At 59.3% G+C, this 14069-nt stretch carries 11 protein-coding genes; 9 read left to right on the forward strand and 2 right to left on the reverse strand.

Features of this window, described 5'->3' with window-relative positions; translation table 11 throughout:
* Positions 1-363: 363 nt before the first annotated feature.
* Positions 364-1308, reverse strand: coding sequence for a LysR family transcriptional regulator (locus tag A7K61_RS28065; protein ID WP_069558819.1), 945 nt, complete (start codon positions 1306-1308; stop codon positions 364-366).
* A 155-nt stretch (positions 1309-1463) separates the two neighbouring features.
* Between A7K61_RS28065 and A7K61_RS28070 the strand changes: the two genes are divergently transcribed.
* Positions 1464-3779, forward strand: coding sequence for a TonB-dependent receptor (locus A7K61_RS28070; protein ID WP_069558820.1), 2316 nt, complete (start codon positions 1464-1466; stop codon positions 3777-3779).
* Here the strand turns inward: A7K61_RS28070 and A7K61_RS28075 are convergent.
* Positions 3750-4949 carry a CynX/NimT family MFS transporter gene (locus A7K61_RS28075; RefSeq protein WP_044274948.1) on the reverse strand — a complete coding sequence of 400 codons (1200 nt, stop codon included), beginning with the start codon at positions 4947-4949 and terminating at the stop codon, positions 3750-3752. The genes A7K61_RS28070 and A7K61_RS28075 overlap by 30 nt on opposite strands.
* Positions 4950-5059: 110 nt before the next feature.
* On the opposite strand from A7K61_RS28075, the gene A7K61_RS28080 reads away from it, so the two are divergent.
* The 8 genes from A7K61_RS28080 to A7K61_RS28115 all read left to right on the forward strand — a co-directional run bounded on the left by A7K61_RS28080 (position 5060) and on the right by A7K61_RS28115 (position 13889).
* Positions 5060-5911, forward strand: a complete 852-nt coding sequence (locus A7K61_RS28080) for a LysR family transcriptional regulator (protein ID WP_044274954.1) — start codon at positions 5060-5062, stop codon at positions 5909-5911.
* A 232-nt stretch (positions 5912-6143) separates the two neighbouring features.
* Positions 6144-6947 carry an energy transducer TonB gene (locus A7K61_RS28085; protein WP_069558821.1) on the forward strand — a complete coding sequence of 268 codons (804 nt, stop codon included), beginning with the start codon at positions 6144-6146 and terminating at the stop codon, positions 6945-6947.
* A 25-nt stretch (positions 6948-6972) separates the two neighbouring features.
* Positions 6973-7695, forward strand: a complete 723-nt coding sequence (locus tag A7K61_RS28090; protein ID WP_102047798.1) for a MotA/TolQ/ExbB proton channel family protein — start codon at positions 6973-6975, stop codon at positions 7693-7695.
* Positions 7696-8097, forward strand: coding sequence for a biopolymer transporter ExbD (locus A7K61_RS28095; RefSeq protein ID WP_032894164.1), 402 nt, complete (start codon positions 7696-7698; stop codon positions 8095-8097).
* 184 nt (positions 8098-8281) lie between these two features.
* Entirely contained in the window at positions 8282-11206 is a 2925-nt protein-coding gene (locus tag A7K61_RS28100) for a glycosyltransferase family 32 protein (RefSeq protein WP_083263133.1), read from the forward strand.
* Between the two features lie 238 nt (positions 11207-11444).
* Complete coding sequence (locus A7K61_RS28105; protein WP_069558822.1) at positions 11445-12026, forward strand: alpha/beta hydrolase; 582 nt, start codon at positions 11445-11447, stop codon at positions 12024-12026.
* Positions 12027-12073: 47 nt separating this feature from the next.
* Positions 12074-13000: a sigma 54-interacting transcriptional regulator gene (locus A7K61_RS28110; protein WP_069558823.1), complete on the forward strand. Its 927-nt coding sequence runs from the start codon at positions 12074-12076 to the stop codon at positions 12998-13000.
* A 106-nt stretch (positions 13001-13106) separates the two neighbouring features.
* The gene (locus A7K61_RS28115; RefSeq protein ID WP_003187613.1) at positions 13107-13889 is read left to right on the forward strand and encodes a MetQ/NlpA family ABC transporter substrate-binding protein; all 783 of its coding nucleotides are present in this window, start codon (positions 13107-13109) and stop codon (positions 13887-13889) included.
* Positions 13890-14069: the final 180 nt, after the last annotated feature.

Raw genomic sequence — 14069 nt, forward strand, 5'->3', positions numbered from 1 at the left:
TGACGGCGGGTCACTTTGGAAAAGCCGGAATGCCGGCCCAGCCCAAAGTAACCAAAGGGCTCTTGCCCCACCACTCGGCACCTCGCTTGGGCTCGGTGTGCCCGTAATCCGCCAGTGATTTGGGGGGCCGCCGCCACGCGCCATCCATGGCGCGGGGCGGCTAAACTGGCATCCCTGCCGGTTTACCCCCCAAATCCCTGTCGAATTCCGGCCAGCGTGGTTTAACGGGGCGCCTGAGATCAAAATCAAAAGCAGATCAAAAGCAGATCAAGAGCAGATCAAGAGCGACTCGCTTCGCATCGTGGTTACCTTGCTGCTGCAGCCCACAGGTTGTGTAAATAGCAATGCCGTGATGACGCTTCATCAGATGGCAACATTTTCCAGTGCGCACACTTCCTCATCCAACTCATCAATCTCCTTGATCTGCTCAATCATCGCCTGCGCCAGCGGCGACAACCGATACCCTGCGCGGCTGACGATCCCGTAGCGGGTGTAGCGCTCCTCCAGGTTTTCGTCCAATCCCTCAATCTGCAAACACACCAACTCACCCCGCGCCATGTGCAGCACGTCGCTGTTGGCGCTGACGATGCCGATGGCGTCCGAGCGCAGTACCACGCCCATCAGGCTGTAGCCGTTTTCGCATTCCACATTGGGCTGGTAATCCGGCCGGCCGCTAAGGTCGACGATGACTTTGCGCAGGTTCGGCGGGCGGATGGTCACTGCCAGCGGGTAGCTCATCAGCTCGGCGGCGCTGACGCTGTTGTGCGCTGCCAAGGGGTGGCCGGCGCGGCAGCAGAAGTGCCAACGGCGCGGGCGCAGGCGGTGGGTGTGGTAGTCGGGGTTGGCTTCGAAGTGGCGGGTGTCGGCGACGAAGAATTCGAACTCTTCGCTGAGCAGGCGCTTGCTCAGGCTTTGCCAGTCGTCCACCTGGAACTGCACGCGGGCCTTGGGATAGCGCCCGATAAAACTGCCGATGGCACGTGGGACTAACCCAGCTGCCGGCGCCGGGCCGCAACCGAAGCGCAGTTCACCGGCTTCCAGGCCGTTGAACTGGCTGATTTCGTTGGCCAGTTGTTGTGCGCCGCTGACCAGGCGCCGTGCGTGCTCGAGCAGCACCTGGCCTTGCTTGGTGGGCGCCAGGTCTTTGCGGCCACGGTCCACCAGTTGGCAGCCGGCACTGTGTTCCAGGGCCTGGATGCTGCGGCTGAACGCCGACTGCGACAGGTTCACCGCCGCGGCTGCCGCGACGAAACTGCGCTGTTCGGCGAGGGCGATGAAGTGGCGAAGCTGGCGCAAGTCGATATGCATTTTTCACATCAAAAATATCCGGGAAATGCATTGGCTATGCATTACGTCGACTCCTTATAAAGGCTATCTCTTATGCAGTAAATGTTCGCAAAAACATAAATAAATAACCTTTAGGAATATGAGGCGACGAGTATTCCGGGGTTCTGGAGCCGCTTATGAGTCTGTTCAAGTCCTTGCCCCTGGCGATGTTGGTGGCCGGCAGTACCAGTTGGTCGCCGGCCCAGGCCGCTGAAAACCCCGCGCCTGCCGGCAAGGGCGAAAGCGCCAGTGGCCAACTGGAAACTGTCACGGTCACTGCCCGGCGGCGGACCGAAAGTGCCCAGGCGGTGCCGACGCCCATGAGCGTGGTCGGCGGCCAGGCCCTGGAAACCCAGCGGGTGTACCGCATCCAGGATTTGCAGCAACTGGTGCCCAGCGTCAACGTCGCCTATATGCATGCGCGCCAGTCCAGCGTGTCGATCCGCGGCCTGGGCAACAACCCGGCCAGCGATGGCCTGGAAGGCAGCGTGGGGCTGTATATCGACAACGTCTACCTGGGGCGCCCGGGCATGGCGGTGTTCGACCTGATGGACATCGAGCAGCTTGAGGTTTTGCGCGGTCCCCAGGGTACGTTGTTCGGCAAGAACACCACCGCTGGCGTGATCAATATCAGCACCCGCGCGCCGAGTTTTACCCCGGAGCGCAGTATCGAAACCTCCCTGGGCGAGGACGGTTATTTCCAGACCAAGGGCACGATTTCCGGCCCCCTGACCGATGAGCTGGCAGGGCGTTTCTCGGCCTATCGCACGCGCAGCGACGGCGACATCAAGAATGAACACGACGGCCATGATTTGAACGGCGGCTCACGCCAGGGCTTTCGTGGGCAACTGTTGTACAAGCCCAACGAAGCCTTCAACCTGCGCTGGATCGGCGACTACAACGAAGAAGACTCCAGCGCCGGCACCCGCGTGCTGTACAGCACCGGGCCGACCATTAATGGCACCAACCTGTATGAATCCCGCGCCAACGCGGCGGGCGCAACTTTGGTGGACGGCACTCATCGCAAGGTCAACCTGGACAACGACCAGCATGTCACGGTGTTCCAGGGCGGTACCTCGCTGGAAGCCAACTGGACGCTGCCCAGCGACTTCACCCTGACCTCGGTGAGTTCGTACCGCTGGTGGAATTTCACCCCGCGCAACGATGACGGCCTCAACGTACCAGCGTCGTATAACGCCGGGGTTTCGGTGGAAGATAAGCAGTGGTCCCAGGAGTTTCGCCTGGCGTCGCCCAGCGGTGGTTTCTTCGATTACGTACTCGGCGCTTACTACTTCGGCTCCGACCTGGATAACAAATCCTTTGCCTACTACGGGCCCAAGGCTGATATCTGGAACGGCACGCCCGCCGGTGCGTTGAGCAACGTGAGCAGTGTGGGCAACGGGCACATCCGCACTGACAGCTTCGCGTTGTTCGCCCAAGGCACCTGGCACCTGACCGAGCGCCTGGATTTCACCGCCGGTGTGCGCGGCACCTACGAAGAGAAAAGCGCCTGGGTCACGCGCAATGCGCCGGTCGGTGGCGCGGCGGTCAGCGGGGCTGCCGCCACGGCGCGGCGTGGGCGTACCGGGGCCTATGATTCGGGCGACCTGTCGCAATACAGCGCCACGCCGTCGGGGCTGCTCAACCTCAGTTATCACTTCAATGAAAACCTGCTGGGCTACGCGACGCTGTCCCATGGCGAGAAGTCCGGTGGTGTGAACCTGGCGGTGGGGTCTGCGCCAACAGCCGGAGCCGACTCGTTGCTGATCGGCACCGAGCGCGCCAACAACGCCGAGCTGGGCTTCAAGAGCACGTTGTGGGACCGCCGCCTGCAGCTCAATGCCAACCTCTTTTGGACCCAGGTCAACGGCTACCAGACCAACGCCTACGACCAGGACAACCGCGTGCAGTACCTGACCAACGCCGGCTCGGTGCGCTCGCGGGGCGTGGAAGTGGAAAGCACCCTGGTGCCGATCAAGGGCCTGACCCTGAACATCAACGGCTCCTTCAATGACGTGACGTACCTGTCTTACAAGGATGCACCATGCCCGCCGGAAACCAGCCTGCGCCCCGGTGCGCCGGCGTCTTGCGACTTGAGCGGCCATCAGGTGGTGGGCGCCTCCAAGTGGATCGCCAACGCCAACGGCGAGTACAAGTGGAACCTGGCGAACGGCTTCGAACCCTACGTCACCGCCAGCTACGCGTTCCGTTCCAAGGCGGTGGGCACGGTGGAAGATTCCGACTACGGGCAGATCCCGGCGTATGCGGTGGTCAACCTGTCGACCGGTTTGCGCGGCGACTATGACCAAGGGCAGTGGGATGTGTCGCTGTGGCTGAAAAACGCCTTCGACAAAACCTACTACACCACCCTGTGGACCGGCGGTAACGGCGGTTACGAGGGCCTGCTGGGCACGCCGCGTACCCTAGGCGTGACTGGGCGCTACGACTTCTAGATCAGTGCGATAGGTGGCCGGGCTGAACACCCGCGTCACCAGCAGCATCGCCACCGCCGTCACCGTCAGCACCACCCAGGCACTGACAAAGTGGCCGGTAAGCTCGCGCAGCCAGCCGGTCAGCCATGGCGAAATCGCATTGATCAAAAAGCCCACGCCTTGCACGAACGCCGCCAGTTGCCCGGCTTGGCGGGGGTCGCGATGGTGGTCGAGGGTCAGCAGCAGGCTCAGGGCGAAACAGGCGCCCAGGCCGAAGCCGCACAAGGCCACCCATAGGTGAGGATATTCCTGCGGCGCAATGATCAGGCCCAGGTAGCCAATGGTTTGCGCCAACAGGCTGATGCTGAGCAATGGACGACGGTCGATACCGCGTTGCGCCAGCACCGGCATCAGCAGGGCGGCAGTCACCTGAAAAATCGTCATGAACGCCAGCAATGAACCGCTGGGCAGCACGCCCCAGCCCAGTTGCTGATAGTAGGCGGGCAGCCACGCGACCATGCTCATATAGCCGCAATTGACCAGGCCGAAATACAGCGCCAGCAGCCAGGCGCGGCGGTTGCGCAAGCCCTTGAACGCAGGCGCCTGCTGTGGGTTTCGCGCCGCGCCCAGCGGCAGCCAGGCCCATAGCAGCAACGCCCCCAGCGCCGGCAGGAGCCACACACCCAATCCCGCCTGCCATTGCTGAAAGTGCGTGGCCACCACCGGGCTGAGCAGCGCCGCCAGCCCACCGCCGGCCATCAGTGAGGCCGAGTACACCCCCATTGCCACCGGCACACGGTGATGGAATTCGCGCTTGATCATCGCCGGCACCAGCGCCTGGATCAGCGCCACGCCCGCGCCGCCGAGCAGCGCGGTCACCAGCAGTGCCGAAGCCTGGCCCATCAGCCAGCGCGCCAGGCACGCCAGCAGAATCATCAACAAGCCCAGGGCGATGCCGCGACGCTCGCCCAGGCGCGCCTCCACGCGCACGCCGACCAGTGCCACCAACCCCATGCAGATCACCGGCAGGCTGGTGAGCAGGGCGCTGCTCTGAAAGCTCAGGCCGGTGGCCTGGCGAATCTCGCCGAGCAGCGGGCTGATGGAACTGAGGATGGGGCGCAGGTTCAGGCCAAGCACCACCAGCAGGCCCCAGCCGGCAAGTCGTCCGGCGAGTGTCGTGTTCAGCGTCATGGAAGGCAGGGTCCGGGTGGGCAAAGGGGGGATGAGTATGGCGAGGCGCCAAGGTATGCTGAAATTAAATATAACCATGCCAACCAGTGGCAAACGCAATGGTGATGAGTGTGTTCGATCCCGTGTTGTTGCGCAGCTTTGTCGCCGTGGTGGACTGCGGCAATTTCACCCGCGCCGCCGAGCGTCTGCATTTGACCCAGTCTACCGTCAGCCAGCAGATCCGCCGCCTGGAAGACGTGGTGACGTGCCAGTTGCTCGATCGCGACCAGCGCCGTGTGGTGCCCACCACTGAGGGTGAACGTCTGCTCGCCTATGCCCGGCGCATCCTGGCGCTGCATGAAGAAGCCGCTGATGTGCTGATCAACCAGCAAAGCGACGGCGTATTGCGCCTTGGCGTGCCGGAGGATTTTGCTGCCGAGCGCCTGATGCCTTTGCTCTCGGCGTTCGTCGTGGCTTATCCACGGGTTCGATTGGAAGTCACCAGCGGGCTGGGCCCCGAATTGCAGCGTCAGTATCGGGGCGGTGAGTTTGACGTGTTGCTGGTCAAGCAGATGGGCGACAGCGACGACTGTGTGGCGTCGTGGCCCGAGCCCTTGTATTGGGTCGACAGCCTCAGCACGCCGGCGCTGGGCCGTGACCCGCTGCCGCTGGTGGCCTTTCCGGTAGGCGGCCTGTATCGCAACGACATGCTGCACCATCTTGAGCGTGCTGGTTGGCGTTGGCGCATCGGCTATTGCAGCGCCAGCCTGGCCAGTGTGTGTTCGGCGGTGGCGGCAGGCTTGGGCATCAGTTTATTGCCGGAGCGGGTGTTGCAACCCGGCCATCGCATACTCGGCCCGGAAAGTGGCCTGCCGCCGGTACACGGCGTGCGACTGGCCTTGTATGGCCGCAGTGGCCTCGGTGCGGCAGGGCAGACATTGCTGAGTGAATTGCTCGCGTTATGCGCTGGAAACCCGCACTGATCGATACCTTTGCCGAATATTTTGCATGCCTTGAAAGCATCGAAAAATGGCCGCTGGGCGCCAGGCCACGACGGACGCGGGCTGGCGCCGGATGGTCGTCCTGATTATTCAATTTTGATCTATGTATAACTTTAAAGATTACTTTAAGAGATAAGTGTGTCGCCCCGATGATTCAGCCCTAGACGGCCCTGCATACAGGCCGTCGGTTTTCAAAACCGCAGGGAGTGAATCAATGGGCAATGTCCAGACCGCCGCCAGTGCACACGAGGCGCTGTGGCGCCAGGCACCGAGTGGTGAGTTGGTCGACCTTGGCCGGCCGCACCGCGCGCCGTTGGGGCAATTGCGTCTGCAAAAGACTCCGAAGCGTTTCTCCAGCCGCCGCGAAGGCATTCTGCTGGGGCTGCTGGTGTTGGCCTTGCATGGCGCGGTGATCTATTGGGTAAGTCAGAAGCCCACGCCGGTGCTGCCGATTGTGCCGCCGGAAATTCCGCCGATGACCATCGAGTTTTCCCAGCCGGCACCGCCGCTGGTTGAGCCGCCACCGCCAGCACCGCCGCCCGTGGTCGAGCCACCACCACCGCCGGTGGTGGATGAGTTGGCCGCCAAGCCGGCGCCACCCAAACCAGTTCCCAAACCCAAGCCCGCGCCTAAACCTGCGCCCAAGCCTGTACCCAAAGCGGTCGAGCCGCCACCAGTGCCAACACCACCGAAGCCAGCACCCGCCGCTGCGCCAGTGCCCGTGGCGCCCGCGCCGGTGACACCCGCGTCGGCCAACGCCGCGTACCTGAAAAACCCGGCGCCGGAATACCCGTCACTGGCTCAGCGTCGCGGTTGGGAAGGCACGGTGTTGCTGCGCGTGCAGGTGCTGGCCAGCGGTAAACCGGGTGAGATCCAGGTGCAAAAAAGCAGCGGTCGCCAGCAGTTGGATGACGCGGCATTGGCGGCGGTGAAACGCTGGAGTTTCGTGCCGGCCAAGCAGGGCGATGTGGCCCAGAACGGCTGGGTCAGCGTGCCCATCGATTTCAAGATTCATTAATTATTCAGCGGCGCAGAGGGAAAACATCATGGCATTGGCATCTCCACTTGAATCCATCGAAAGCGCGGTGATCTGGCTGCTGGTGGCCTTTTCAGTCGCTACCTGGGGCCTGGCCTTGCTCAAGGGCGTGCAGTTCGGTCGCCTCAAGGCCCAGGATCGCAAGTTCCACAAACAGTTCTGGGCGGCATCGAGCCTGGATGCTGCCGCAGAACTTGCCGAAACCCAGCCCGGCGCCGCTGCGCGTGTGGCCCAGGCCGGTTACGCGGCGATCCAGGTGGGTGACGCCAGCCATGCTGCGGATTTGAGCCAGGCAATCAACCATCAAGACCGACTCGAACGCGCCCTGCGCCAGCAGATCGTGCGTGAGCGTCGCTCCCTGGAAACCGGCCTGGCCGTGGTCGCCAGCATCGGCAGCACCTCGCCGTTTATCGGCCTGTTTGGCACCGTGTGGGGCATCATGGAAGCGCTGAAGGGGATCAGCGCCGCCGGGTCCGCCAGCCTGGAAACCGTGGCAGGCCCGATCGGGGCGGCGTTGGTCGCGACCGGCGTGGGGATCGCCGTCGCGGTGCCTGCGGTGCTGGTCTACAACTATTTCCTGCGTCGCCTGAAGCTGACGGCGGCAGACCTGGATGACTTTGCCCACGACTTCTACAGCCTGGCGCAGAAAAACGCGTTCCGCGTGCTGCTGCATCCGACGTTGGCCAAGGCCAGCGCCGGCAGCCCGCAGAAAGTAAAGGAGGCGTCCTGAATGGCCTTCTCCACGCAAGACAGCGATGAGGTGCTGAGCGAGATCAACGTCACGCCGCTGGTGGACGTGATGCTGGTGCTGCTGGTGGTGTTCATCGTCACCGCGCCGCTGTTGACCAACTCCATCCCGATCAACCTGCCCAAGACCCAGGCCGTGGCGCCGGTTGAGCAGAAAGACCCGCTGGTGGTGAGCATCGACGGCGCAGGCAAAGTGTTTATCAACAAGGACGCCATCGAGCCGGACCTGCTGGAATTCAACCTGCAGGCGGCCAAGGCCAAGGACCCCGATGTGCGGGTGCAACTGCAGGCGGACGACGGGGTGAATTATGGCGAAGTGGCGCGCGCCATGGCCTCGATCGAACGCGCAGGGATTACCAAGTTGTCGGTGATCACCGCGCGTTAGTTTCAAAAGAATTCGACAGTTTTTGGGCCGCTTTCCTTGGCAGGGTGCGGCCTTTTTTTATTTAAAGGCTACGTATTTACAGATGTTGCATAGGTAAAGAATTTACATGTTTGCGAGCGTGCAATTTTCGGGAGCATGCTTATGCTGGTCGGCGCATGGAGTGATTTAATTAATGGAGTAATACATGTCTATACGGTTTCCTGTTCAAATGGTGAGCACGTTCGTTAATCCGCCTGTAGAGGTTGAAAAGCCTGAAGAAAAGCCTCCCGTAATGGCATCTTCAAACTATCGAGCGCCGGGTCTCAAACATCCATCGGCCTGTATCTTGCCCTCGCTGGCTGATTATAAGAGAAAAAATAGTGTATTGCAGGGTGCTCAAACAAAGCCTGTGCCAGGCGGTGTCAGCTCGGTATTGAAGAAAAATGCGGATTTGGAAACTTATATCAGCAAGCATTCCTCCGACTTTGTAACGCCAGAAAAAGAAATTTCCAGCACTTTAACTGAAAAGATAAAACAGCAATGGGGCGTGGATGTTGACCCTGATAAGACCTATCTGGTGACATTTAAAAGTGACAGTGAAGATGAAAAGGAAGTAGTGGAAAAAATCACCCTGACACAAGCGGCATTGAAAAACAGGCAAGATGTAACGATTGAAGATAATGAAAACTGGTTTGTAAAAATTGGCAAATACTTTTCGCCAGTGGTGTATGTGTACAACAAGATCGACGGCTGGGTGCAGGAAGCAAACAGTCGCCAAGGTATTTATCGGGAACCCAGTGCACCGGGCGATGCGCCGTATAATGCCGACACTCGCGTGTCCATACCGGTAGATGGCTTCAAGTCATTAGTCTGGGATACAGACCGGACCAGCATGTATAAAAAAACCCTGGATGGGTTTTGGGACAAACACACCGACTCTTATGCGGCATTGAGTAAAATCTCCTTTGTCAAAGCCATCAATCTGCAGCGCCTGGAAGGGACCCTTGGCCCTGCCGAGACGGCACTCGCCCAGCGTGCGTTGGGGCCTGTGGCGCAAAAGGATTGGTCCGAGCTGACGGTCCAGGACTTTAAAGAGGCTGCCGTGAAGGACCCGGACCTGGACATCGGCTTGCTGAGCATCAATGGGTTTGAGTCGACCGACTTGATGTGCGTGACCGACCGGAAAACTCAGCTGACATTGCTTTACATCCCGGGCAACTCCTCGCCCATACATCGTTTCGATAACCCGCAACAAATAAGCAATTGGCTGGCTAAGCAAGCCAGTGATCCGGCAAAGCGCGAATCCTTGTTGTCGCACTTTTCGCTGGAGGACCAGGCCGAAAGGATTTTTTCGGACGGTGTACGTCAAACCTTGGTGGGGATGGGCACCTGGTCTGATCATCAGGCGGCTGGGAGGTCTATCCTTGGCACGCTCAACGGCTGGGTGCCGGAGCGCTACGTTTCGGTTGATCCGATAAGCAACGACCCTTTTGAAGCCATCAAGGTTCGACAAAAGGCGCGGTCGTATTCGGATGCGCAAAATGCGATTGTCAGTGACGGTGACTACAACAAGAACAAGGCCCTGCAGCTTGTTGAGGAAGCCACGAAGGTCGCCATGTTCATGACGCCGCTGGCATTGGTGATGCCGGAGGTAGCAATAGCCCTGGATGTTTTCTTCCTGGCTGCCGGCGCCACCCAGGCAGGTATCGGCATTGACGATGCCGTCAAAGGTAAAGCGACAGCCTCTGACCGTATCGTTTTTGGGGTGTTGAACGCTGTACCGCCATTAGCCACACATGCTGGGGCGCCGCTTGCGAAAGTGACCGGGCGGATGGCCGGCGGTGGCCTGGCAACAGAGGTGGATGCCGCCGCCCAGGCGCCCGCTCAAGTGAATGAACAAGGCCGCCCGTTCTTCAACCCGCCACGACATGTGAACGGGCATATTGGGTACCCGATGAGTCCCGTTTCGACACCGGCGATCCTTGACGAATTCACGGTTCCCATGGACGGTGTCCATCAAATGTTCTCTAAAGACTACATGGTTTATGTGGGTCAATACGGCACGAAAGTCACGTATGACATACAGGCAGGCCTTTGGCGCGGGCTTAGAGAAAATGGTCAAGTCAATGACCTGTTTTATTGGCGTGACGGTCGAGGAGCATGGCAAGCGGGTTCAAAGGCCGAAGCGGTTGTCGGAAGCAAAAACACCCCGGCTTCCATCATAAATAAGACCCTCAAGCTACCGCGGTTGCCGTCGCTGCCGTCGGGTGCGACAGAAGTGCCCAAGGTGATCCACTATTTTTGGGCGGGTAATGAAATACCAGAGCACTTGCTCGAAAATATCGTGGAAAATTCCAGAAAAAGTCCTGGTTATAAGTCAATCGTTCATGTGGATGCCAATGATGCAGATACGTTCCAGAAAATAAAGGCGGCGCTGGATCACAAAGTCGGTGGGCTTGAAGTGCATAACTTGAAGGAAGATGAAGCCTTTCAAGAGCTGAATGCTGGAAAGTATGGGGAGATGTATCAGTATTTTCGTTCAGGGCAAGGGCAGAATTTATCTGCATCATCGGACGTGATGCGCGTGGCCTTGATGAAGAAATACGGTGGCATTTACCTGGATACGGACGATACATTAGAGTTTAACGTGGGAGAGGTCACGCTGAAAGCCACGGCCAATGATATTCTGTTGAACTCGCCAGTGACTTATGCAGCCACAGACTTTGAAGGGTTTAATACCAGCAATTTTGCAAGTCATCCGGGCAATCCGTTATTTGATAAGATTTTAGAGGAGTCATATCAGCGGTATAAAGCCAACGAATCTTGGTTTACCAATCATCGACCTTTCCTTGAGGAGGGGGCGACCGCCGCAGAACAGCAGGCTTATAAGGCGTATGAAACGAAGATATTCGAGGTCACCGGGCCGAAAATGTTTGGTGATGTATTGGAGCAAGAAGAATATGGGATGTTTCCGATCATTAATGAGCTTACAGAACTCATGAGTGCGCGTCTTTTATTGCCTCAGGATTATGCAAAACACTACATGAAAGTTCACGATTTTTATATGCCAATGAGTAATAAATTTGGCGTCACCATCGGCGCAGAGCACTCCATGCATCATTCGCGTTGAGTCGGCAAAGCGTGGCGAGCCACTAGCAGTGGCTTGCGTGAATCCACCGGCTGACAGTCTGCACTGTCGCTATCGCCCCTGGCACCTGGGTGAAGAGGGGGCGATGGTTGAGCATTGACAGATTTCGGAAAATATAAATTCCATATGGTTATTAATAAATTCCTTTTTATTCCTTATTTGGTTGTTGAGCGGCCCCTATACTGGTCAGCAACGTTAAACGCTGCAGGAGGGCACACCCATGCACAGCGAGTCGATTCGTTATCTGATCGTGCCGGGCTGGCAAGGATCGCCAGAAGATCATTGGCAAACCCATTGGCAGAACAGCTTGCCCAACAGCGCGCGGGTGGAGCAAGCCGATTGGCTGACGCCCCGTCGCGAGGACTGGGTCGCCGCGCTGGCTGAGGCCATCGCTGCCGATAGTACGCCGGTCATCCTGATCGCCCACAGCCTGGGTTGCATTACCGTGGCCCACTGGGCCGCTACCGCTCCCGTGCAGGTCTTGCGGCAGGTGCGCGGCGCATTGCTGGTAGCCCCTGCGGATGTCGAGCGCCCTGCATGTGCGCCCGCCCTGCGTAACTTCGCACCGATTCCCACCGATTTGTTGCCATTCCCCAGCCAGGTGGTCAGCTCCGACAACGACAGTGCCGTGAGCGCCCACAGGGCTCTGGAACTGGCGCGCCTGTGGGGCGCCGAAGCCGGCATCCTCTCGGGTGCCGGGCATATCAATGTGAAGTCCGGCCACCGGCGGTGGGAGCAAGGGTTTGCTTACCTCTACCGCCTGCAACATCGCCTCGAGCACCACGCTAGGCGCAGCGCCTAATATTTTTCAACGCCCCGTCCCTGTGTGGATTAGGGCGGGAGCCTGCCATGAGTCTGCATGAAACCTTCGGCCAGCCGCTGCTGACCTTTCCCGATGCTGAAAAAAGCCCGTTGAGCATCCGCGCCAAGGCGCTGGTGTTCGTTGACCCACGCTCACGCCAACTGCGTGAAGAGTTGGAAAGCCTTGCGCCGCGCGCCTTACCCGTACTGATTCGCGGTGAAACCGGCAGCGGTAAAGAGTTGCTGGCGCGGCACATCCACCGTGGCAGTGACCGCACTGGCCTGTTTGTCTCGGTCAACTGTGGCGCCATCAGCCCCACCTATGCCGATGCCGAGTTGTTCGGCTATGCCGCCGGTAGCCACAGTGGCGCGGCGAGCAGCCGGGCGGGCTGGTTCGGCTCGGCCAATGGCGGCACCTTGTACCTGGATGAGATTGGCGACTTGCCGCTGCCGATCCAGGTGAAATTGCTCGCGGCCCTGGAAAACCACGAAGTCACCCGTGTCGGTGCCCATCAGCCGAGCCCGGTGGATGTGCGCCTGGTGGCCGCCACCAGCATCGACCTGGCGCAGGCCGTCGCCGTCGGTAAGTTCCACGAGCGTCTGTTCCGTTATTTGAGTGAGGGCCGGTTGGACCTGCCGGCGTTGCGCGAGCGGGTGGGGGATATCTTGTCCCTGGCCGAGTATTTCCTCGGCATCTACAGCCAGCGCCTGGACCTGCCGGTGCCACTGATCAGCGACGCCGCCCAGCAGGTGCTGGAACGCCACACGTGGCCGGGCAATACCCGTGAACTGGAAAACGTCATTCACTTTGCCTTGTTGGTGAGCAGTGGCGATGAAATCTTGCCCGAGCATTTGAACTTGCCGGTGGCGGGTTCACCGCTGGAGCAAGTACGACGAATTTTTGCCAGCGCCAGCCCAGCCGAGCAGGAATCGGTGCGTAAATTCCTGTATGAGCAAAATGGAATATCAACGTGAATAAAAGATATTGTTCGGGAATAAAAAATCTAGGTATTGTCCTTCCCACGCCGCGATAGCACTTCGCTGGCACCTCACATAAAAACGGTCGTTAGAAGGACATTGCATGAAAAAGGTTCTGTTGTTTACCGCTCTGGCGGCTGCCCTGACTGCCGGCTTCGCCCAGGCCAACGAGAAACTGGTGGTGGCCGCTACGCCGATCCCGCACGCCGAAATCCTCGAGCTGATCAAGCCGACCCTGGCCAAGGAAGGTGTGGACCTGCAGATCAAAGTCTTTACTGACTACGTGCAGCCGAACGTGCAAGTCGCTGAGAAACGTCTGGACGCCAACTATTTCCAGACTCTGCCGTACCTGGAAAACTTCAACAAGGGCAAGGGCACCAACCTGATTACCGTGGTGGGCGTGCACGTTGAACCCTTCGGCGGCTACTCGAAAAAGATCAAGAAAATCGAAGATCTGAAAGACGGCGCCACCGTGGCGATTCCGAACGAGGGCTCCAACAGCGGCCGCGCCTTGTTGCTGCTGCAAAAGGCCGGTGTGATCACCCTTAAAGACCCGACCAACGCCTTGGCTACGCCGAAAGACATCGCCAGCAACCCGAAGAACCTGAAGTTCAAAGAGCTGGAGTCGGCCCTGTTGCCACGGGTGCTGGATCAGGTTGACCTCGACCTGATCAACACCAACTACGCCCTGGAAGCTGGCCTGAACCCGGCCAAGGACGCGCTGATCATTGAAGACGCGAAGTCGCCATATGTGAACTTCCTGGTGGCGCGCCCGGACAACAAGGACAGCGATGCTATCCAGAAGTTGGCCAAGGCCCTGACCAGCCCGGAAGTCAAAGCTTTCATAGAGAAGAAGTACAACGGCGCGGTGGTGCCAGCGTTCTGATGTAAGCCAAAACCCCTTCAAGGTTTCAACGCCGACGGCTTTTCCAGCGTCGGCGTTTTTTTATCTGAGAGTACTTGCTCCCGTGACGGCCTGACAGCCGACGCTTATCTACCTGACGCGCCGCAGTCCAAATGTGGGAGCTGGCTTGCCTGCGATAGCGGCAACGCTTATCTACCAGAC

The organism is Pseudomonas sp. AP42, from assembly GCF_001728935.1.
Lineage (GTDB): Bacteria > Pseudomonadota > Gammaproteobacteria > Pseudomonadales > Pseudomonadaceae > Aquipseudomonas > Aquipseudomonas lactis.

Coding starts and splice junctions, on each gene's coding strand:
- A7K61_RS28065 (WP_069558819.1), bottom strand. CDS start 1,308: ATGCATATCGACTTGCGCCAGCTTCGCCACTTCATCGCCCTCGCCGAA.
- A7K61_RS28070 (WP_069558820.1), top strand. CDS start 1,464: ATGAGTCTGTTCAAGTCCTTGCCCCTGGCGATGTTGGTGGCCGGCAGT.
- A7K61_RS28075 (WP_044274948.1), bottom strand. CDS start 4,949: ATGACGCTGAACACGACACTCGCCGGACGACTTGCCGGCTGGGGCCTG.
- A7K61_RS28085 (WP_069558821.1), top strand. CDS start 6,144: ATGGGCAATGTCCAGACCGCCGCCAGTGCACACGAGGCGCTGTGGCGC.
- A7K61_RS28095 (WP_032894164.1), top strand. CDS start 7,696: ATGGCCTTCTCCACGCAAGACAGCGATGAGGTGCTGAGCGAGATCAAC.
- A7K61_RS28100 (WP_083263133.1), top strand. CDS start 8,282: ATGTCTATACGGTTTCCTGTTCAAATGGTGAGCACGTTCGTTAATCCG.
- A7K61_RS28105 (WP_069558822.1), top strand. CDS start 11,445: ATGCACAGCGAGTCGATTCGTTATCTGATCGTGCCGGGCTGGCAAGGA.
- A7K61_RS28110 (WP_069558823.1), top strand. CDS start 12,074: ATGAGTCTGCATGAAACCTTCGGCCAGCCGCTGCTGACCTTTCCCGAT.
- A7K61_RS28115 (WP_003187613.1), top strand. CDS start 13,107: ATGAAAAAGGTTCTGTTGTTTACCGCTCTGGCGGCTGCCCTGACTGCC.